Annotated in this window: 19 protein-coding genes; 5 read left to right on the plus strand and 14 right to left on the minus strand. The window is 52.0% G+C overall.

The features are described from left to right. Positions 1-181 precede the first annotated feature (181 nt). From potI to nfsA, 7 genes are all read right to left on the minus strand, one after another. Complete coding sequence (gene potI / locus EH207_RS10325) at positions 182-1,027, minus strand: putrescine ABC transporter permease PotI (protein WP_137713928.1); 846 nt, start codon at positions 1,025-1,027, stop codon at positions 182-184. Beyond that, entirely contained in the window at positions 1,024-2,004 is a 981-nt protein-coding gene (potH, locus tag EH207_RS10330) for a putrescine ABC transporter permease PotH (protein WP_137715322.1), read from the minus strand. Before potH ends, potI begins: the two co-directional genes overlap by 4 nt. A 20-nt stretch (positions 2,005-2,024) precedes the next feature. After that, positions 2,025-3,158 (minus strand): putrescine ABC transporter ATP-binding subunit PotG, encoded by a 1,134-nt coding sequence (gene potG, locus EH207_RS10335; RefSeq protein WP_137713929.1) that lies wholly within the window; start codon positions 3,156-3,158, stop codon positions 2,025-2,027. Positions 3,159-3,309: 151 nt separating this feature from the next. Continuing rightward, the gene (gene potF, locus EH207_RS10340) at positions 3,310-4,419 is read right to left on the minus strand and encodes a spermidine/putrescine ABC transporter substrate-binding protein PotF (RefSeq protein WP_137713930.1); all 1,110 of its coding nucleotides are present in this window, start codon (positions 4,417-4,419) and stop codon (positions 3,310-3,312) included. Positions 4,420-4,797: 378 nt separating this feature from the next. Next, positions 4,798-5,277: a type III secretion system chaperone family protein gene (locus EH207_RS10345; RefSeq protein WP_137713931.1), complete on the minus strand. Its 480-nt coding sequence runs from the start codon at positions 5,275-5,277 to the stop codon at positions 4,798-4,800. A 140-nt stretch (positions 5,278-5,417) separates the two neighbouring features. After that, complete coding sequence (gene rimK / locus EH207_RS10350; protein WP_137713932.1) at positions 5,418-6,329, minus strand: 30S ribosomal protein S6--L-glutamate ligase; 912 nt, start codon at positions 6,327-6,329, stop codon at positions 5,418-5,420. Positions 6,330-6,345: 16 nt separating this feature from the next. Beyond that, complete coding sequence (nfsA, locus tag EH207_RS10355; RefSeq protein WP_137713933.1) at positions 6,346-7,065, minus strand: oxygen-insensitive NADPH nitroreductase; 720 nt, start codon at positions 7,063-7,065, stop codon at positions 6,346-6,348. Positions 7,066-7,371: 306 nt separating this feature from the next. Between nfsA and EH207_RS10360 the strand changes: the two genes are divergently transcribed. Then, positions 7,372-7,641 carry a GrxA family glutaredoxin gene (locus EH207_RS10360; protein ID WP_137713934.1) on the plus strand — a complete coding sequence of 90 codons (270 nt, stop codon included), beginning with the start codon at positions 7,372-7,374 and terminating at the stop codon, positions 7,639-7,641. Between the two features lie 64 nt (positions 7,642-7,705). On the opposite strand, the gene EH207_RS10365 is transcribed toward EH207_RS10360, so the two are convergent. After that, positions 7,706-8,098, minus strand: a complete 393-nt coding sequence (locus EH207_RS10365; protein WP_137713935.1) for an inner membrane protein YbjM — start codon at positions 8,096-8,098, stop codon at positions 7,706-7,708. Between the two features lie 468 nt (positions 8,099-8,566). Between EH207_RS10365 and EH207_RS10370 the strand changes: the two genes are divergently transcribed. Continuing rightward, positions 8,567-10,255 carry an aspartate:alanine antiporter gene (locus EH207_RS10370; protein ID WP_137713936.1) on the plus strand — a complete coding sequence of 563 codons (1,689 nt, stop codon included), beginning with the start codon at positions 8,567-8,569 and terminating at the stop codon, positions 10,253-10,255. A gap of 10 nt (positions 10,256-10,265) precedes the next feature. Here EH207_RS10370 and EH207_RS18135 read toward each other — a convergent pair whose 3' ends face one another. Further along, on the minus strand, positions 10,266-10,448 hold the full coding sequence (locus tag EH207_RS18135) for a hypothetical protein (protein ID WP_175413666.1): 183 nt from the start codon (positions 10,446-10,448) through the stop codon (positions 10,266-10,268). 163 nt (positions 10,449-10,611) lie between these two features. On the opposite strand from EH207_RS18135, the gene deoR reads away from it, so the two are divergent. Continuing rightward, complete coding sequence (deoR, locus tag EH207_RS10375) at positions 10,612-11,385, plus strand: DNA-binding transcriptional repressor DeoR (RefSeq protein WP_137713937.1); 774 nt, start codon at positions 10,612-10,614, stop codon at positions 11,383-11,385. On the opposite strand, the gene EH207_RS10380 is transcribed toward deoR, so the two are convergent. The 4 genes from EH207_RS10380 to EH207_RS10395 form a co-directional block, all read right to left on the minus strand. Beyond that, positions 11,382-12,587 carry a serine hydrolase gene (locus EH207_RS10380; RefSeq protein WP_137713938.1) on the minus strand — a complete coding sequence of 402 codons (1,206 nt, stop codon included), beginning with the start codon at positions 12,585-12,587 and terminating at the stop codon, positions 11,382-11,384. The genes deoR and EH207_RS10380 overlap by 4 nt on opposite strands. A gap of 272 nt (positions 12,588-12,859) precedes the next feature. Then, on the minus strand, positions 12,860-13,519 hold the full coding sequence (locus EH207_RS10385) for a methionine ABC transporter permease (protein WP_137713939.1): 660 nt from the start codon (positions 13,517-13,519) through the stop codon (positions 12,860-12,862). Beyond that, positions 13,512-14,528 (minus strand): methionine ABC transporter ATP-binding protein, encoded by a 1,017-nt coding sequence (locus tag EH207_RS10390; protein ID WP_137713940.1) that lies wholly within the window; start codon positions 14,526-14,528, stop codon positions 13,512-13,514. Before EH207_RS10390 ends, EH207_RS10385 begins: the two co-directional genes overlap by 8 nt. 97 nt (positions 14,529-14,625) lie before the next feature. Next, entirely contained in the window at positions 14,626-15,471 is an 846-nt protein-coding gene (locus tag EH207_RS10395; RefSeq protein WP_137713941.1) for a MetQ/NlpA family ABC transporter substrate-binding protein, read from the minus strand. A gap of 327 nt (positions 15,472-15,798) precedes the next feature. Between EH207_RS10395 and rimO the strand changes: the two genes are divergently transcribed. After that, on the plus strand, positions 15,799-17,106 hold the full coding sequence (rimO, locus tag EH207_RS10400) for a 30S ribosomal protein S12 methylthiotransferase RimO (RefSeq protein WP_137713942.1): 1,308 nt from the start codon (positions 15,799-15,801) through the stop codon (positions 17,104-17,106). Between the two features lie 191 nt (positions 17,107-17,297). Next, positions 17,298-18,068 carry an outer membrane permeability protein SanA gene (gene sanA, locus EH207_RS10405; RefSeq protein ID WP_137713943.1) on the plus strand — a complete coding sequence of 257 codons (771 nt, stop codon included), beginning with the start codon at positions 17,298-17,300 and terminating at the stop codon, positions 18,066-18,068. On the opposite strand, the gene yeiB is transcribed toward sanA, so the two are convergent. Next, positions 18,065-19,228, minus strand: coding sequence for a DUF418 domain-containing protein YeiB (yeiB, locus tag EH207_RS10410; RefSeq protein WP_137713944.1), 1,164 nt, complete (start codon positions 19,226-19,228; stop codon positions 18,065-18,067). The genes sanA and yeiB overlap by 4 nt on opposite strands. Positions 19,229-19,370 lie beyond the last annotated feature (142 nt).

Raw genomic sequence — 19,370 nt, forward strand, 5'->3', positions numbered from 1 at the left:
CAACCTGGCGTACGAAATTGCAATGTTCTCCCCTCGCGCAAAACCCTGTTATCTGACATTCGTCTAGCGGTCATCTTCATAAACCAGCAAATTTGCGCCTTCACAGCCCAGCAACACCCCGGCAAAAGGGCGTTACTGTGCCTGACTCACGGTTTAGATCCACTTTCATTGGTTCGCCGCATCAGCCGCGTCTCGCTTTTTGCATATCGCGTTGACGCAGTTTTTCGGTTCTCGCCATAAACCACCAGGCAATAAAACCAATGATCCCCACCACTAGCAATATCAAAGAGGCCAGCGCGTTAATCTGCGGATTCACCCCCATTCTGACACTGGAGAACACCAGCATCGGCAGCGTGGTTGAACCGGGACCAGCCACAAAGCTGGCGATGACCAGATCGTCGAGCGACAGGGTAAATGCCAGTAACCAGCCGGAAATCAGGGCGGGCGCAATCATCGGCACCGTGATGATAAAGAATACCTTCAGCGGCGTCGCGCCGAGATCCATTGCGGCCTCCTCAATGGAGCGATCCAGCTCGCGCAACCGCGCACTGACCACCACCGAAACATAGGCCGTGCAGAAAGTCACATGCGCCAGCCATATGGTCAACATGCCGCGTTCAGCGGGCCATCCTATGGCGTGTCCCAGCGCCACGAACAGCAGCAGCAGCGACAAACCGGTGATCACGTCCGGCATCACCAGCGGCGCCGTCAGCATAAAGGCAAACCCGTTCGATCCCCGGAAACTGCCTAGACGCACCATCACCACCGCCGCCAGCGTCCCCAAAATCACCGCCATCGTCGCTGAGGCGGCGGCGATCGTCAGGCTGAGCCCAACCGCGCTGATCATCGCCGAATTGTGGAACAGTTCGGTATACCAGCGCGTCGACCACCCCGCCCAGACGGTAACCAGTTTTGAGCTGTTGAAAGAATAAATCACCAGCATCAGCATGGGAGCATAGAGGAACGTGAAACAGAAAACCAAAATCACAATACGCCACGGTGAGCGTACGACCGGCAGATTGTTCATACCTCATCCCCCGTTGCTTTGCTCTGATGTTTATGAAACCAGATAATCGGCATAATCAACAACAACAGCATGATAATCGCAACCGACGAGGCCACCGGCCAATCCCGGTTATTGAAGAATTCCTGCCAGAGAATACGGCCAATCATTATGCTGTCCGGCCCGCCGAGCAGTTCCGGGATCACGTATTCCCCCACCGCCGGAATAAAGACCAGCATGGAGCCCGCGATAATTCCGCCTTTAGTCAGCGGCACAATCACGCTGAAAAAGGTTTTTAGCGGACGCGCGCCTAAATCCAGAGACGCTTCGACCAGCGAGTAATCCAGCCGGGTTAGCGCGGTGTAAATCGGCAAGACCATAAACGGTAGATAGGAATAGACCACGCCGATATAAACGGCCAGATTAGTATGCAGGATCACCAGCGGCTCATCGATAACGCCCAGCCACAGCAAGAAGTTATTCAGAATACCGTTGTTTTTCAGAATCCCCATCCAGGCATAGACGCGAATAAGGAACGATGTCCAGGACGGCAGGATCACCAGCAGCAGCAGAATATTGCGGGTAGCTGGCTTACTGTGCGCCACTGCCCAGGCCAATGGATAGCCGATAAACAGACAACACAGCGTGGAGACGGCCGCAACCTGCAACGATTGCAGATAGGCATCGAAATACAGCGGGTCGTCCAACAGATGCAGATAGTTCCCCAGATTCAGGGAGATATCTAATTTATCGTCCATCCAGGAAACCAGATCCGTATAAGGCGGGATCGCCCGCGCCATTTCAGCCAGACTGATTTTGAAAACAATCAGGAACGGCAGCATAAACAGCAACAGCAGCCACAAGTACGGCAACGCAATCACCAGTTTGCGCCCGTGCGCCTGACGCCAGCGGGCCATCAGCAGGTGTAGACGTCCCCTGGTTTTTCCTGGCGGTTGTGCGGCGTGATGTTCAGGAAACCCGGTGTTTTGTTCAGGAAACATTGTCATGGCGTTATTCCTCACTACACCGTCAGCACCACACAGCTATCGGCATCCCAGCACAGACGCACTTCGTCGCCCCAGGTGGGCGCGCCTTTGCGGTAACGGTAAGCGTTCTGTAGCTGCGCACTGATGATTTGTCCGCTGGCGAGCCGGACATGATAGATAGACAGATCGCCCAGGTAGGCGATATGCACCACCTCACCGACGGCGAAGTTACAGCCGTCAGCCGGCGTCGTCTCACTCAGCATGATTTTTTCAGGGCGCAGCGCAATGTACACCGGTACGCCGTCCACCACGGAAACATCCGAATCCACTCTCAGCGGATGCACCAGTCCCGGGCTTTGGATAATCAGCGCATCATCGCGGCGCTCGGTCAGCATACCCTCAAACATGTTCACCGAACCGATAAACTCAGCGCTGAAACGGGTGTTCGGATGCTCGTAGATTTCCTCAGGCTCACCAATTTGTACAAACTTACCGCGGTTCATGATGGCGATACGCCCCGCCATGGTCATGGCTTCTTCCTGATCGTGCGTCACCATAACGCAGGTCACGCCAACGCGCTCCAGAATATCGACCACTTCAAGCTGCATACGGTCACGCAGCTTTTTGTCCAGCGCGCCCATAGGTTCATCGAGCAGCAGCAGTTTCGGGCGTTTTGCCAGACTGCGCGCCAGCGCAACGCGCTGACGCTGACCGCCGGAAAGCTGATGCGGTTTGCGGCTGGCAAATTCCTGCATATGCACTAACGTCAGCATCTCTTCGACACGATCCTTGATCTCAGCGCGAGACAGCCTGTCCTGCTTCAGACCAAAGGCAATATTTTTTTCCACCGACATATGGGGAAATAGCGCATATGACTGGAACATCATATTAATAGGCCGCTGATAAGGCGGCACGAGCGACAAATCCTGACCATCAAGCACGATTTGTCCCTGAGTGGGGTGTTCAAACCCAGCCAACATGCGAAGCAGCGTGGATTTCCCACAGCCGGAAGCCCCCAGCAAGGCAAATATCTCACCTCTGTAAATCGTCAGACTTACGTCATCAACAGCAAGCTGACCCGCAAAAGATTTGGTCAGGTTACGCACTTCCAGCAACGGGGTAGCCGCTTTTTGAGGCTTGGCCTGGGGACGGGGAATAGCGTCATTCACTTAGCATTGCTCTCCAGCAAAAGCGAAACAAATCACAACGTTTGATGCAAAACCGATTACTTCCTGCATCCGCACGTTGTGACACATAGACAGCGCGAACAGGCGGATATCAACCGCCTGTTATTTCATATAGCGTCAGAACGAAAAACGTTTATTTACCGCTTTTCACCCTCGTCCAGGCGCGTGTCCGAGTGCGGTCAATCTGCGGTGACTGAACTTTCAGCGTAAACAGTTTGGCGCGAACATTCTCTGGTGGATAAATCCCCGGATTATTGCGGACTTCTTCATTTACCAACGATACTGATTCCTTATTGGCGCTCGCGTAATACACATGGTTGCTGATGTTGGCTATCACATCCGGCTTCAGCAGATAGTTCAGGAATTGATAGGCTTCATCGACATTCTTAGCATCGGCCGGCATAGTGAAGACGTCAAAAAAAGCCAATGCCCCTTCTTTGGGGATACTGTAATGAACGTTGACCCCATTTTTAGCTTCCTGCGCGCGGCTGGCCGCCTGCATGATATCGCCCGCCCAGCCGATGGCCACACAGATATCGCCGTTCGCCAGATCGTTGATATATTGTGACGAGTGGAAGTAGCGAATACTCGGGCGCAGTTTAAGCAGCAAATCGGTGGCCGACTTGGTGTAGTCATCCGCTTTGGTACTGTTAGGATCTTTACCCTGATAGTTCAGCACGGTCGCGAAAATTTCTTCCGGCGCATCCAGGAAAGAGACGCCACAACTTTTCAGTTTTTCCAGGTTTTCCGGCTTCAACACCAGATCCCAACTGTCGACTGGCGCATCCGCGCCCAGCGCTGCCTTGACTTTCTCCACATTGTAGCCAATCCCGGTGGTGGCCCACAGGTAAGGCAGCGCATACTTGTTATCCGGATCGTGCTGAGCAATCAGTTTCAGCAGTTCCGGGTCCAGGTTTTTATAATTCGGCAGTTTACTCTTATCTAATGGCTGGAATACTCCGGCGGCGAGTTGACGCTCCAGGAAACTGGCGGAGGGAACGACCAGATCAAACCCCGTGCTGCCCGCCATCAGTTTGCCTTCCAAGACCTCATTGGAGTCAAACACGTCATAAACCACTTTTATGCCTGTTTCTTTTTGGAAATTCTGTAGCGTGTCCGGCGCGATATAGTCAGACCAGTTATAGACATGCAGTGTTTTATCTTCCGCAGACGCGGTGACGGACGCGGCCATCAGCAAGCCGGCAACAACACCCGATAGCCATTTTTTACGTTGGGTGAACATCCGTTCCTTCCTCCATACAAGGGTGTGATTCATGGGAGTAAACTTGTATCGTTTCGATACAGAACTTTTCCTGCGCATGAACAGCCACGATATGCATCAGTGAATGGCTATGCACTAATTTCATCATAGTAGACACAGACATAAAAACGAGCGTCTCGCCAGACTGTTACAGAAATCAAGCATAACCGTAGCGCCTCGCGCATACCATAGTCGGAAGTAAAAAATGGTTTTTATCGATTTTTTATTCACAGTTTATTTATGTGATACGGCTATAAGCCGCAAATACCGGTAAATATCCGGCAACAAAAATAAAAGGCAGAATAAACAGCGGGCAACAAAAATAAGTAAAACTGATTGCTACCCTTGAAAGCAATGGAATTAATGCAGATTGGAGTAGTGGACTCTTCCAGCAGAGACCTCTTCATCATCGCTGATAAACAGGAGATTATTGGCGCCCGCTTCCAGAATAATCATCGAAATCTGTTCTTCCGACTGCATCATGAAATGCCGGAACTGTTCTAGCGATATCCCCGCAGCGACGCTGAACGACTGGCAGACGATGAGTTTGGGCAGATTATCATCCTGAACATCAATAAACGCCTTAACGGTGAGGGAACTGGCATTGATTTGGCTTAAATCACCCACCAGCGGAATCAACGCGCTGGGCTTCACTTCCGCCAGTGCGGAAAACAGGATAACGCCGTCCACCAGATCGACTTTCGCATCAAACACGCCGTCAAAATTTTGCATATGGGGTAGATGAAGCGCCTGACAGGAATCACATTCAAAAAACAGAATGTTTAATTGATCCAGCCACCGCCGTAGCATATTCAGATCCGGGACGATGAGTGAATCCATGATTATTGGCCCTATACTGAAGTATTCTTAAAAATAGGCTCATAGCTTACGTAATATTTTAGTCTGATGCCATGATAAAAGCGCCCTAAATCATGTTGATTAAATATCCAGCAATACGCTTATGCCGGATATTCAATAAGCTAGTTTTTATTTATCGCCTCCGATGATACCGATAACGAGCGCACGTGTTGTTCGACAAATTCAATCATCATGCCTGCAATATCCACTCCGGTGATGGATTCAATCCCTTCCAGACCCGGAGACGCATTTACCTCCATCACCAGCGGCCCCCGATCGGCGCGCAGAATATCCACCCCGGCTACGCACAGACCCAACGTTTTTACGGCTTTAACCGCCATTGCACGTTCCTGAGCCGTAATCTTGATCTTACTGGCTGAACCGCCGCGATGCAGATTGGAACGAAATTCCCCCGGCTTTGCTTGCCGTTCAATCGCCGCCACGACCCGGTTGCCGATCACCAGACAGCGAATATCCCTGCCCTGGGCTTCCCTGATATACTCCTGCACCAATATGTGAGCATTCAGCCCCCGGAATGCATCAATCACGCTCTCCGCCGCCTGACGGGTTTCCGCCAACACCACACCGATGCCCTGCGTGCCTTCCACCAGTTTCACCACCAGCGGCGCGCCGCCCACCATTTCGATCAGGTCGCCGGTATCATCCGGGGAGTGCGCGAAACCCGTGACGGGCAAATCGATGCCCTCGCGAGCCAGCAATTGCAGCGAATGCAGTTTGTCACGGGCACAAATCACCGCCACGGCGTTATTCAACGGATAGCTTCCCAGCATTTCAAACTGGCGTAGCACAGCCGTGCCGTAAAACGTGATGTATGAACCAATACGCGGAATTACCGCATCATATTGGTTCAATCGTCGGCCGCGATAATGAATAGAGGGCGCGGCCGAATTGATATTCATATAACAGGAGAGCGGATCAATAATATCAATGCTGTGCCTGCGCTCCTCGGCCGCTTCCCGCAGGCGCTTACAGGAGTACAACGAACTGTCGCGAGACAGAATGGCTATCTTCATATATGTCCTAAAGATACTAACGTATCACCCATCCTTGTTGATGTAAGTAGTCCAGCATAAACGGACGCAGTTCTTTTTTCAGCGTGCGCTGAACATGTTCGCTCCAGCTCTCTTGCCGATTGCTGGCGCGCTGAAGATAATACTCCACTATTCGCCGATCATATTCCGCTAGTTTGTCGTGGTCGAGCGGTTGATAAACATTTTCATGCACCAGCATCTCCACTGGCATACGCGGTTTTAGCAACGGTTCGGCATCCGGGTATCCCAGACACAGTCCAAACAACGGTAAAACGTGACGCGGTAATTTCAGTAATGTGGTCACATCGGCAATGTTATTACGGATACCGCCGATAAATACGCCGCCAAGCCCCAGAGACTCCGCGGCGACCAGCGCATTCTGCCCCATGATGGCGGTATCCACGCAACCAATCAGCAACTGTTCCGCCAGCCCGGTTTCCGCCTGCGGGAAAATGGCCAGATGCCGGTGAAAATCTGCGCAGAAGACCCAGAACTCCGCCGCCTGAGCGACGTACGCCTGCTCACCGCTATAGTGAACCAGCGTTTGACGTTTGTCCGGGTCGGTAATACGAATGATTGAAGAACACTGTAAAAAGCTGGAGCTGGATGCGCTCCGGGCGGCGGCGATAATCGCACTGCGCTGTTCATCCGTCAGCGGCTGTGAAGTAAAAGAACGAATGGAACGATGGCGTTGTAGTAAGTCAATAGTCGGCGTCACTTTGCATATCCTTCGGGCATTAAGTCATGCACCGTTGATAAATGGGACTCTCTTTAGTCATCCGCATCGACCGGCGCGGGGACACATCTAATAACCACATAATACGGTTGATGATTATAGGTCAGGCTGTCGACCGGGCCAACGCCCTCCGATGCTTCACCGCCAATCATAGATAAAACAAATTAATGCAACAGGTAATTACTGCTTTTGTTCATCAATCAATGCGAGCATAGTAAATTTTATTCTGAGACAAGCATTATGCTAATGGTTTTTTGAAAAAATCTCTAACTTTACTAAGGAGTTAACATGTTCGCTGTTATTTTCGGGCGGCCTGGCTGTCCTTATTGCGTGCGCGCTAAAGAATTAGCAGAAAGGCTGAAAGAACAACGTAATGACTTCAGTTTCCGTTATGTGGATATCTATGAGGAAGACATAACGAAAGACGATCTGTCCAAAACCATCGGTAAGCCAGTTGAAACCGTACCGCAGATTTTCCTCAATGAAAAACACATTGGCGGCTACACTGATTTCGAAGCTTACGTCAAAGCAAATCCCGACCTGCTCCAACAGCCGTAACCAATCTAATAACAAAAGGCGCGATATGCGCCTTTTGTCTTATGGATTCACCCGGCATTGGCCATCATCTTTTTTCCCGAGGATGGCCGTGAAAATAACGTCGATACACCCCATTCAGAAATAAGAGTCCTAACGCCCCCAGCACGCTCCAGAAAATCGCGCTTAAGAAATAGGCCAGTTCTTGCCAGAAAGCGCCCTGCTGCATACGCCAAAAGTGCAAAATAATCAGACAGAATGGCGTCGCCAACAGCGCACCGAACAGCGGATATAGCAGGCGCCCTCGCGCGCACAGACAGCCGGCGATCGCACCGGGCAATAAAAAAAGCAGCATACCGGGACCGCCATGCAAACTTTCCCCCACCGCCGCGTCGGACACATCCATTTTTTGGCTCATAAAAACCGCGATAAACAATAAAAAACAGCAGGCAACACCTACCCAACCTTTGTCGTTTACCATACTTCTCCTCCCTTTAACATGCTCACACTTCCACGCCATATTTGTTTGCCGCACCAGGCCGTTAACTTCCGTCAGCTCATCGGGATTGGTTTACCCGCGGTTTTCCTCCATATTGAAAACGATTGGGTATAAATCGGCACAAAAATATGGATGTCTAAATATCCCCAATATGACTAAAGCGAGGTTTTGCTCTGTTTAATAATGATCAGGGTTTTATTAAATCCCTGATCATTATTTGCCTTATGCTGGTTCTATAACTTACAAGTTGCTACAATAGCAACGCCACATAATCATTTCGGAAACAATAATTGACTGAACAATTTTGCTGAATAATTTATACTCGTGCGACGGATTCCTTTCAGCTAACGAATTTAACGGCGTTAAAGGAACCGCTATTTCCAATGACTAAATCTAGTTCACATAGTCATTTATATCAAGAACTTACTGGTAAACAACAAGTTACATCCCATGAATATAAACGTCGCTGATTTGTTAAACGGGAATTACATTCTGCTTCTATTCGTGGTTCTTTCATTAGGACTCTGTTTGGGGAAATTACGCCTGGGCTCAGTACAACTCGGTAATTCTATTGGTGTTTTAGTCGTCTCATTATTACTGGGACAACAGCACTTTTCGATTAATACCGAAGCGCTCAGCCTGGGTTTTATGTTGTTTATTTTTTGCGTCGGGATTGAAGCCGGACCTAATTTCTTTTCTATTTTTTTCCGCGACGGTAAAAATTATTTCATGCTGGCTCTGGTAATGGTGGGCAGCGCGATGCTTATAGCGCTGGGGCTGGGTAAACTTTTCGGCTGGGACATCGGTTTAACGGCCGGGATGCTCGCCGGTTCGATGACCTCGACGCCGGTTTTGGTCGGCGCGGGCGATACGCTGCGCAATACCATCGGCATGGGTTCGCAGTTGGGAATTGAGCAGGATCACCTCAGCCTCGGCTACGCCCTGACCTATCTGGTGGGTCTGGTAAGTCTTATCTTCGGCGCGCGCTATCTGCCTAAACTGCAACATCAGGATCTGCCGACCAGCGCCCAGCAAATTGCCCGAGAACGCGGACTGGATACCGATAGCCAAAGAAAGGTCTATCTGCCTGTGATACGCGCCTATCGCGTCGGGCCGGAACTGGTTGCCTGGGCCGATGGCAAGAATTTGCGCGAGCTGGGAATTTATCGTCAGACCGGCTGCTACATTGAACGAATTCGCCGGAACGGTATTCTGGCGAGTCCGGATGGTGATGCCGTGCTGCAAATAGGTGACGAAATCGCGCTGGTCGGTTACCCGGACGCTCACGCCCGGCTGAACCCGAACTTCCGCGACGGAAAAGAAGTATTCGATCGCGACCTGCTGGATATGCGCATTGTCACCGAAGAGATCGTGGTGAAAAACCATAACGCGGTGGGTAAACGCCTCAGCCAGCTCAAACTGACCGATCACGGCTGTTTTCTCAACCGCATTATCCGCAGCCAGATCGAGATGCCTATTGATGATGCCGTTGTGCTGAATAAAGGCGATGTGTTACAGGTGAGTGGCGACGCCCGCCGGGTAAAAAGCATCGCCGACCGCATCGGTTTTATTTCGATTCACAGTCAAGTGACTGACCTGCTGGCTTTTTGCGCTTTCTTCATCATCGGCATGATGGTCGGCCTGATCACTATCCAGTTCAGTAACTTCACCTTCGGCATAGGCAACGCCGCCGGTCTGCTGTTTGCCGGGATCATGCTGGGTTTTCTGCGGGCCAACCACCCAACGTTTGGTTATATTCCGCAGGGCGCGCTGAATATGGTGAAAGAATTCGGCCTGATGGTTTTTATGGCGGGCGTCGGCTTGAGCGCAGGCAGTACGATTGGCGTCAGCTTGGGTGATATCGGCGTGCAGATGCTGATTTCCGGTTTGGTGGTCAGTCTGGCGCCGGTAGTGATCTGTTTTCTGTTCGGGGCATATGTGCTGCGGATGAACCGGGCGTTATTATTCGGTGCGATAATGGGCGCCCGCACCTGCGCCCCCGCAATGGAAATTATCAGCGATACCGCCCGCAGTAATATTCCGGCGTTGGGGTACGCCGGTACCTATGCTATCGCCAATGTTTTGTTGACGCTGGCCGGTTCGCTGATTGTTGTTATCTGGCCGCAATTGCCGGGTTAGTGATTAATCATCAATTTTTCTCAAAGCGGCAGAACTTTTCCTTAGGGGCGCAGTCTGAATAGGTGCCACTGCTTTTCTTTGATATCCCCATATTGAGGAGCCCGTCGTTCACGCCATTGAGGTTCAAGAACGATGGGCCTTTTCTTTTTCTGAATCCGGGTAAATCTTCCGAACGCCACGCCAGTTCCAACATGACTGCACCCTGCCAGCCCGTCTATCAAGGTTTGTTCTGTTATCGGTTTCCCTTTGGGTTCGCGAGGTTTACGCCGCTAGGCCGTAGAAGGTAATATTAGAAATCGGCCTGCTTGACGATAAGCAGAATCTCACGCCAACCGGGGTTATTATCAGGAAACCACATGGAAACGCGACGATCGGAACGGATCAAGAAACTGGCTCTGGCCCTGAAAAAAGCCGACAAGCTTCACCTTAAAGACGCGGCGCAATTGCTGGGCGTATCCGAAATGACCGTTCGCCGCGATCTTAATGTAAAATCCTCGGCGGTGGTACTGCTTGGCGGCTATGTTGTCGGCGATCTGAAAAGCAACAATGTCACCAACTATTTCGTTTCCGAACAACAGAGCAAGCATGTGGAAGAGAAGCAGGCGGCGGGTGAACTGGCCGCCCGCCTGATTGACCACGGCGATACGGTATTTTTCGATTGCGGCACCACCACGCCGTTTATCATCGACGCCATTCCTGACAATCTGTCGTTCACCGCCATTTGCTATTCACTCAACACCTTTCGGGCATTGCAGGGAAAATCCGCCAGCAAAGTGATTTTATGCGGCGGTCAGTTTCACCCGGATAACGCCATCTTCACCCCGCTCAGCCAGTGCAATGAGTTGGATAATATCTGCCCGAACAAAGCATTTATCTCCGCGGCGGGCATTGATCTGAACGCTGGCGCCACCTGCTTCAATTTCGCCGAACTGAGCATGAAGCAGCGCGCGCTGGCCATGTCACAGCGCGCCATTCTGGTCTTAGACAGCAGCAAATTCGGCAAGATTAAATCCGCCTGCATTGGGCCTCTTACCCTGTTTGATACTCTGATCAGCGACCGAGCGCCACCTGCGGAATATATCCGCTATTTCAACAATAACGGGATTCTGTTCTTGCACGCCGACGGCTAGCCAAACCAGCCACTAAACCATTGTTGTAGTTTCATCATCACGCTATCCCATAATTTGCTGATGAAACCGGCCTCTGAAATGTCATCCAGCGCCACCAGTTGACGCTGCTCGACGCTTTTGCCATTAAGTTGGAAATCAATGGTGCCGACCACCTGATTTTTTGCCAACGGTGCGGACAGTTGCGGCTGGATCAGCGTAAAACTGGCTTTCAGGTTTTTCATCTGGCCTTTGGGGATGGTGAGCGCCGCATCATTGGCCACGCCTAGACGCGCTTCCTTGCGCGTGCCAAACCAGACGCGCTGCGTGGTGAAGGGAACGCCGGCCTTGACCGGCGTGACGGTTTCAAAGAAGCGAAAGCCCCAGGTCAGCAATTTTTCACTTTCACGAAAGCGGATGCCATCCGTCGCGGCGCCGAGCACCACTGAAATCAAACGCATGCCGTCTTGCGTCGCGGATGCAACCAGATTGTGCCCCGCCCCGCTGGTATGCCCGGTTTTAATACCGTCGACGTTCAGGTTGCTACTCCACAGCAGCCGGTTGCGGTTAAGCTGATGAATATTATTGAAGGTAAATTCTTTTTCCTTATGCAGCGCATACTCTTCCGGTACATCACGGATCAACGCCTGCCCCAGCAGCGCCATATCACGCGCGGTGCTGTACTGCCCTGGCGCATCCAGACCGTGCACGGTAAGGAAATGGGTATTGGTGAGTTTCAGTGCTTTGGCATAGCTGTTCATCAAACTGACAAATGAGTCCTGGCTGCCCGCGACATAATCTGCCAAGGCGATGCTGGCGTCATTGCCTGACTGTATGACAATGCCTTTATTTAATTCAGACACCGGGATACGGTCACCGGGTTTGAGGAACATCAGCGATGAACCACTCAGCGCCGGGTTGCCCGTCGCCCAGGCATCCTTACCTACCGTGACTTCGTCCGTCGGGCGAATTTTTCCAGCTTTGATCGCCTGTCCGATCACGTAACTCGCCATGATTTTTGTCAGACTGGCCGGGTCAAGACGTTCATCCGCATTGGATTCCGCCAGCACGTTACCGCTGTGATAATCCATCAGAATAAATGCCTTAGACTCGATCTGAGGCGCTGCGGGCAATTGCTCCGCGCGCGGTGCCGTTGACAGCCCTGCGAGTAATACCGTGCCCACCGTAATGGATTTTAGCCTGGTGAGGAAAATAGTTGTCTTCATGAGATCGCCGCGATATCCATAAGTTGTTAAAAGCAATTGTTTTTCAACATGTTTTGAAAACTCTGGCAACATATAAGGTAACGTGTCATCTCCTTTATGGAAACCATTCAATCTGTAAAGATAGTCAAAAAAATGAAAAGGTCTAAAAATCAAAGATAAACAAGGGCGTAACCCTGTTAAAGAGTGAGGAAATAGCCAGGTTTAACGCAGGTTGAGGCACTGCCAGAATAAAGACCTCAACCCATTTTCTAAATCATGCGCCAACTGTAAATCTAACGGCGTTCACGTTTGTCTGCGCGTTTTGACAGCCAGTCGCCCAGCGTTTGCACCATTTGCACCAACACCACCAACGCAATAACCGTGATAATCATCACCTCGGTTTCATAGCGATAATAGCCAAAACGGATCGCCAAATCACCGACCCCGCCGCCGCCCACAATGCCCGCCATCGCCGAATATCCAATCAGGCTCACCAGCGTAATTGTCAAGCCGCGCAACAATCCGGCTTTGGCTTCCGGCAACAGGACGGTGCAGATAATACGCAGCGGGCTGGCGCCAAAGGCTTCCGCCGCTTCGACAATGCCCGGATCGACTTCACGCAGCGCGCTATCCACCAGACGGGCATAAAACGCGATAGCCGCCACGGACATCGGCACTGACGCCGCAATCGGGCCAATCGTGTTACCCAGCAAAATCTGCGTCAGCGGTAACAGCAGCACCAGCAAAATCACAAATGGAATAGAGCGAATGATATTGACCAGCACGGTGCTAAGCAGATAAACCGCGCGGCTCTCCCAGAACAGATGACGATCAGTGACATAGATAAGAAAACCCAGCGGTAAACCACCAATAATCGCCAGCAACGTAGAGATGCCCACCATCTGGAATGTCTCACCAAAAGCCGCAATCAGATCGACCCATAAATCAGCCATGCAGCACCTCCACGTGAGCCGTTCTTTCCTGAATATGTTTCACCGCCGCCTTTACTTTGGCAGGCTCGGTTTGATGGGTTAACAGCGCCACCAGAATACCCAACGCCCGCGGGCCAATGTATTCAATTTTCCCGTGCAGGATGTTAACGGAGACGCCATAACGGATCGCGACGTCAGACAGCACCGGCTGTTCGGCCGATTCGCCAACGAACAGAATCTTCAGCAACGTGCCTTGCAGATCCTCCAACAGTCGGGAAGGCAGTTCGAGGTTCAACGTATGTGACACCAGTTGGCGAGTAAACGAATGCTGCGGCGCGGCGAAAATATCAAATACCTCGCCCTCTTCCACCACCCTGCCTGCCGTCATCACCGCCACCCGGTCACAGACGGACTTGATGACGCTCATTTCATGGGATATCAATATGATGGTAATGCCCAGTTTCTGATTAATCTCTTTGAGCAGCACCAAAATGGCGGCCGAGGTTTCCAAATCCAGCGCGGACGTCGGCTCATCACACAGTAAAACCTCCGGGTGATTGGCGATCGCTCTGGCAATGCCGACGCGCTGCTTCTGCCCGCCGCTCAGTTGCGACGGAAACGCCGCAGCCTTATCGGACAGCCCAACCAGATTCAAGATCTCAGGCACACGCCGCGCAATCTCGTCCGCGGATTTACCCGCGGCTTTCAGACTGAACGCCACGTTTTCCGCCACGCTTCGCGTCTGCATTAAATTGAAATGCTGGAAGATCATGCCGATCTTCTGACGTTGCTCCCGCAGGCTTTTACCCTTCAGGTCGCTGACTTTGACCCCATTGACCCGCACCGTCCCCGCCGTGGGGCGCTGCAATAAATTGATGGTGCGTAACAGCGTGCTTTTTCCTGCCCCGCTGGTGCCGACAATACCGTAAACCTCGCCCTGACGAATGTGCAACGTCACATTATCAACCGCGCGGTTTCCCTGTTGTTTTCCCTGAGGAAAATCAACACATACTCCGTCTAACTGAATCATTATCCGCAAACTCCTGGCCTACGCGGAAAAGAAGAAGGCCGGTCACAGACCAGCCCGATGTCTTTCGTCACCAACCCCGCCAAAGTGTGCTACAAAACTACCTGGCGGCGGCCTGCGTGTTCGCTTTCATCCACTCCGGTTTCTGGAACTGGCTGAACATCGAACCTGGCTGATCGATCACCGCGGCATACGCCGGTGATTCAACGGCCGCTTTGGTATCCCGCACAAATGGCTTGTCCAGATCGTCGGTACGTACCGCGATAACGTTTTTCAGATTTTCGTCCAGCGTTTCCAGCTTCATCGCGGAAGAGAGCTTCAATCCGGCGGCAAACGCGAAATTACCGTTAACCAGCGATGCGGTGACACTATCCAGCGTACGCGGCAACTGTGCGGCTTCCAGCGGTTTGAACACCAGTCCACGCGGGTTTGCAACAATGTCTTTTTCTGACGCTTTGGTCGCATCGATATCGGCTTTAATCGTGATCAGCCCCAGCGACTGGAGAAAACGCAGGCCGCGAGCCAGATTGGTCGCGTCGTTGGACAAGGTAATAACGTCACCTTTTTTCAGTTCATCCAGCGATTTAATCTTGTTGGAATACAGTCCCATACTGGCCGTCGGCACGGTGATCAGAGGGGAGATTTTCAGACCTTTATCGGCGGCGAATTTCTCCAGATACAGCGTATGCTGAAACAGATTGGCGTCGATACTGCCATTAGCCAACGCCAGATTGGGCTGCACATAGTCACTGAATTCGCGCACCACCACTTTATAACCTTTCTTTGTCAGTTCAGGTTTAATCGCCTGATTGACCATATCGCCGTACGGCCCCGGCGCGACGCCAAAGACGATGGTTTTCGGATCGCTGCTGGCGCAAGCCAGTTGAATCCCGGCCGCCAACAGCGCGATACCCAGAACCGCTCTAACTGAATGTGTGAGTTTCATTGTGTCACTTTCCCATCTAGAGGCAATTTGCCTCATTATCAAGAATGACAAATTAAATCATAAAGATTAAAAAGGCATATCATTATTTCGCCCTCACCGGTCACGCGCTGACCGAGAGATAGGGTCAGTGGCAGAATACATCTTCTTCCCGCCTGAAGTGAGGTTAACTATGATAACGATTCGGGGCCGTGAAATTCGAGCAAGGTTAAGCGAGTTCTCTGGTGCGTAGCGGATGCCATTCTGAAGACCATCGAGTGTAGCTGTACAGTTTAGTCACAGGTATAATCCCCCACTATTTTTATCGTCATAAGACTGGACTGTTCAAAAATGCCAAAGATTGGATTCGTATCACTCGGTTGTCCGAAGAACCTGGTGGATTCCGAGAGAATCCTGACCGAATTGCGTACTGAAGGTTATCAGGTGGTTCCACGTTACAATGATGCCGAACTGGTGATCGTCAATACGTGTGGTTTTATTGATAGTGCGGTGCAGGAATCATTGGAAGCCATCGGTGAAGCGTTGAATGAAAACGGCAAGGTGATCGTCACTGGCTGTCTGGGCGCCAAAGAGAATCAAATCCGCGAAGTTCACCCGAAAGTGCTGGAGATTACCGGCCCCCACAGTTACGAACAGGTGCTGTCGCACGTACATCAATACGTGCCCAAACCCGAACATAACCCGTTTACCAGCCTGATCCCCGCACAGGGCGTGAAGCTGACGCCGCGTCATTACGCGTATCTGAAGATTTCCGAAGGCTGCAACCATCGCTGCACCTTCTGTATTATCCCGTCCATGCGTGGCGATCTGGATAGCCGTCCGATCGGTTCCGTGCTGGATGAAGCGAAACGTCTGGTGGATGCCGGCGTGAAAGAGCTGTTGGTCATCTCACAGGATACCTCCGCCTACGGCGCGGATGTGAAGCAACGTACCGGTTTCTGGAACGGGCAACCGGTGAAAACCACTATGGTGAGCCTGTGCGAGCAACTGTCATCGCTGGGTGTGTGGATCCGTCTGCACTATGTTTACCCTTACCCGCACGTAGATGACGTGATTCCGCTAATGGCCGCGGGCAAAATCCTGCCGTATCTGGATATTCCGCTGCAACACGCCAGCCCGCGCATTCTGAAACTGATGAAACGCCCTGGCGCAGTGGAAAGAACGCTGGAGCGCATCAAGCACTGGCGGGAGATTTGCCCGGAGCTGACGCTGCGCTCCACCTTCATTGTCGGTTTCCCCGGCGAAACGGAAGAAGACTTCCAGACGTTGTTGGATTTCCTGCAAGAAGCCAAACTGGATCGCGTTGGCTGCTTCAAGTACAGCCCGGTGGAAGGCGCGGCGGCGAATCAGTTACCGGATCAGGTGCCGGAAGCGATCAAAGAGGCGCGTTACCACCGCTTTATGCAGTTGCAACAGCGCATTTCCGCTCAGCGTCTGCAAGACAAAATTGGCCGCGAGCTGCTGGTGCTGATCGACGAAATTGATGAAGAAGGCGCCATCGGACGCAGCATGGCCGACGCCCCGGAAATCGATGGCGCGGTCTACCTGAATGGCGAAACCAGCGTCAATGTGGGCGACATCGTGAAAGTCAAAATCGAACACGCCGACGAATACGATTTGTGGGGCAGCCGGATTTAACCGATGTCGCCACGCTTAGCCGGTTGCTTGCCCGTGCAAACGACCGGCATATTTCATCCGTCATTTTTATGCGCTACCGCTGAAAAATCAGTCAATAACCCCCACCGATACCGCCTGCGCCTTGCGTCCCCCTTTCAGGTAAAGTAGCCTTGAAAGCATAACCACCCCTATAGCCTTCCTGAGACATAAGCATGTGGAAACGCCTGATCATCGGCCTGTTACTCACCATTGGCGTGCTGGTGCTGTCGGCTGTGGCTCTTGATCGCTGGATCAGTTGGAAAACCGCGCCTTTTGTTTATGATGAGCTGCAAGCGCTGCCAATCCGACAGGTCGGCGTGGTATTGGGAACCGCGAAGTATTACCGGACCGGCGTCATAAATCAGTATTACCTTTTCCGTATTCAGGGTGCATTGAATGCCTATAACAGCGGCAAGATCAGCTATCTGTTGCTGAGCGGCGATAATGCGCTGCAAAGTTATAATGAACCCATGACCATGCGCCGCGATTTGATCTCCGCAGGCGTTCCTCCTGAGGATATCGTGCTGGACTATGCCGGGTTCAGGACGCTGGATTCCATCGTCAGAACGCGGAAAGTCTTTAATACCAATGAGTTCACGATTATTACCCAGCGTTTTCACTGTGAGCGGGCATTATTTATCGCGTTGCATCTGGGGATTCAGGCGCAGTGCTATGCCGTACCTTCGCCCAAAAATATGATGACGGTGCGTCTGCGGGAATTTGGCGCCAGACTCGGCGCGTTGACCGATCTGTATATTCTGAAACGGGAGCCCCGTTTTCTGGGGCCGCACATTCCAATTCCCGCCGAACATAAAGTCCCGGTTGACACGCCGGATTACCCCGCTGTTCCCGCTGAACAAGTGATAAATCCGCCGTCAGTGCAAACCGGTATCGGTAAGACGCCTGAAAAACCGCTTGCGGCAGCAGAGAATAAGGCGCCTTAATCAGATGTTCGGGCAACGCCTGCCGTCAGTGTACGCCACAGCCACTCAAACGGCCCCTGCCGAAAATAGCGTAACCAGTAGTGGGAAAAAATCAGGTTCACCGCCCAAATGCCCGGCACGATAGCCAGCAGTTGCAAACGGTCGAAACGCATGAAGAAGCCTAAATGGTTAAACAGCAGGATGCACAGTAAGGTTTGCAGCAAATAATTGGTCAGCGCCATGCGGCCGATATCGCTGATCCAATACACGATACGCCACTGGCAGAGCGTCGGCCAAAAGCCATAACACAATGCAAGATAGCCGACCGCCTGTAACGGCGCACTCAGTTCACGCGGGATCTGCAACAGCAACCCACTCCACTGATATTCCCACTGCACCAGCCACTGTGCAATGACGCCAAGACTGTTTATCGCTATCCCCAGCGGGATAAAGCACAGGGCAACTTTGCGGTAGTGGCTGTGGCTGAATTCCCCTCGCAGCCAACCGCTGCGCATCAGGCCGGCCCCCAGCAACATTGCGCCGGCTAACAGCCAGCCGTATTGTACGCCTAATGACAAGAGGCTCTGCGTCAGCAAATCGACCCGATTACGCCAGGCTTCCGGCCCGCCCGAGGTTTGCCAGGCAATTTCATACGCAATATCCGCCTCGCCGGGCAGCCAGAAACGTCCCGGTTGCGGACTAAGCAACTGACTTAGCACAAACAGGACGCCGATGCCGACCAGATACATGACAGCGCCGGTGCGCAGTAAAGCGCGGCTGTCATCGGCATGGCGAATCATGCCGTAACACACCAGTCCGATCAGGCCGTAATCGAGCAGAATATCGCCGTCCCATAAAAAAATAGCGTGCGCCAACCCGATCAGCATCAGCCAGAAAAGGCGCGCATGAGCCCAACGCTTCCCGCGCGGTAACAACAGTTGTAAGCCCGCGCCAAACAGGATAGAGAACAGGGTCAAAAATTTCGCCTGCACCAGGAGATCCATTGCCGCCCATGTCAGGGCATCGCTCAGGGAAGGCAATCCCTGATAGGCCGGGTTAAGGTAAGCGGCTTTTGGCAGCCCGAACGCCGTGATGTTGAGTAACAAAATGCCGAGTAGGGCGATCCCTCTGGCGAAATCCAGTGCGGCAATACGTGATGGCGGCATGGGTTGAGAAGGCATAGCGCTTGAGCTGTAATTAAATCATCGGAATGCCGATTGTATTAACAGATTACTGGAAATCCTACGCATTTTCTGCCTGGCCGACAGGTTTCAGCATAGCAAAATAATCCGTACCCCTTGCTGACGTGTAAAGAAAGCATCA

The sequence above is a fragment of the Brenneria rubrifaciens genome, from assembly GCF_005484945.1.
In the GTDB taxonomy this organism is placed as follows: domain Bacteria; phylum Pseudomonadota; class Gammaproteobacteria; order Enterobacterales; family Enterobacteriaceae; genus Brenneria; species Brenneria rubrifaciens.

Coding starts and splice junctions, on each gene's coding strand:
- EH207_RS10385 (WP_137713939.1), bottom strand. CDS start 13,519: ATGGCTGATTTATGGGTCGATCTGATTGCGGCTTTTGGTGAGACATTC.
- EH207_RS18135 (WP_175413666.1), bottom strand. CDS start 10,448: ATGTTGGAACTGGCGTGGCGTTCGGAAGATTTACCCGGATTCAGAAAA.
- sanA (WP_137713943.1), top strand. CDS start 17,298: ATGTGGAAACGCCTGATCATCGGCCTGTTACTCACCATTGGCGTGCTG.
- rimK (WP_137713932.1), bottom strand. CDS start 6,329: ATGAAGATAGCCATTCTGTCTCGCGACAGTTCGTTGTACTCCTGTAAG.
- potI (WP_137713928.1), bottom strand. CDS start 1,027: ATGAACAATCTGCCGGTCGTACGCTCACCGTGGCGTATTGTGATTTTG.
- potF (WP_137713930.1), bottom strand. CDS start 4,419: ATGTTCACCCAACGTAAAAAATGGCTATCGGGTGTTGTTGCCGGCTTG.
- EH207_RS10370 (WP_137713936.1), top strand. CDS start 8,567: ATGAATATAAACGTCGCTGATTTGTTAAACGGGAATTACATTCTGCTT.
- EH207_RS10390 (WP_137713940.1), bottom strand. CDS start 14,528: ATGATTCAGTTAGACGGAGTATGTGTTGATTTTCCTCAGGGAAAACAA.
- EH207_RS10360 (WP_137713934.1), top strand. CDS start 7,372: ATGTTCGCTGTTATTTTCGGGCGGCCTGGCTGTCCTTATTGCGTGCGC.
- rimO (WP_137713942.1), top strand. CDS start 15,799: ATGCCAAAGATTGGATTCGTATCACTCGGTTGTCCGAAGAACCTGGTG.
- yeiB (WP_137713944.1), bottom strand. CDS start 19,228: ATGCCTTCTCAACCCATGCCGCCATCACGTATTGCCGCACTGGATTTC.
- EH207_RS10365 (WP_137713935.1), bottom strand. CDS start 8,098: ATGGTAAACGACAAAGGTTGGGTAGGTGTTGCCTGCTGTTTTTTATTG.
- EH207_RS10380 (WP_137713938.1), bottom strand. CDS start 12,587: ATGAAGACAACTATTTTCCTCACCAGGCTAAAATCCATTACGGTGGGC.
- potH (WP_137715322.1), bottom strand. CDS start 2,004: ATGTTTCCTGAACAAAACACCGGGTTTCCTGAACATCACGCCGCACAA.
- EH207_RS10345 (WP_137713931.1), bottom strand. CDS start 5,277: ATGGATTCACTCATCGTCCCGGATCTGAATATGCTACGGCGGTGGCTG.
- deoR (WP_137713937.1), top strand. CDS start 10,612: ATGGAAACGCGACGATCGGAACGGATCAAGAAACTGGCTCTGGCCCTG.
- EH207_RS10395 (WP_137713941.1), bottom strand. CDS start 15,471: ATGAAACTCACACATTCAGTTAGAGCGGTTCTGGGTATCGCGCTGTTG.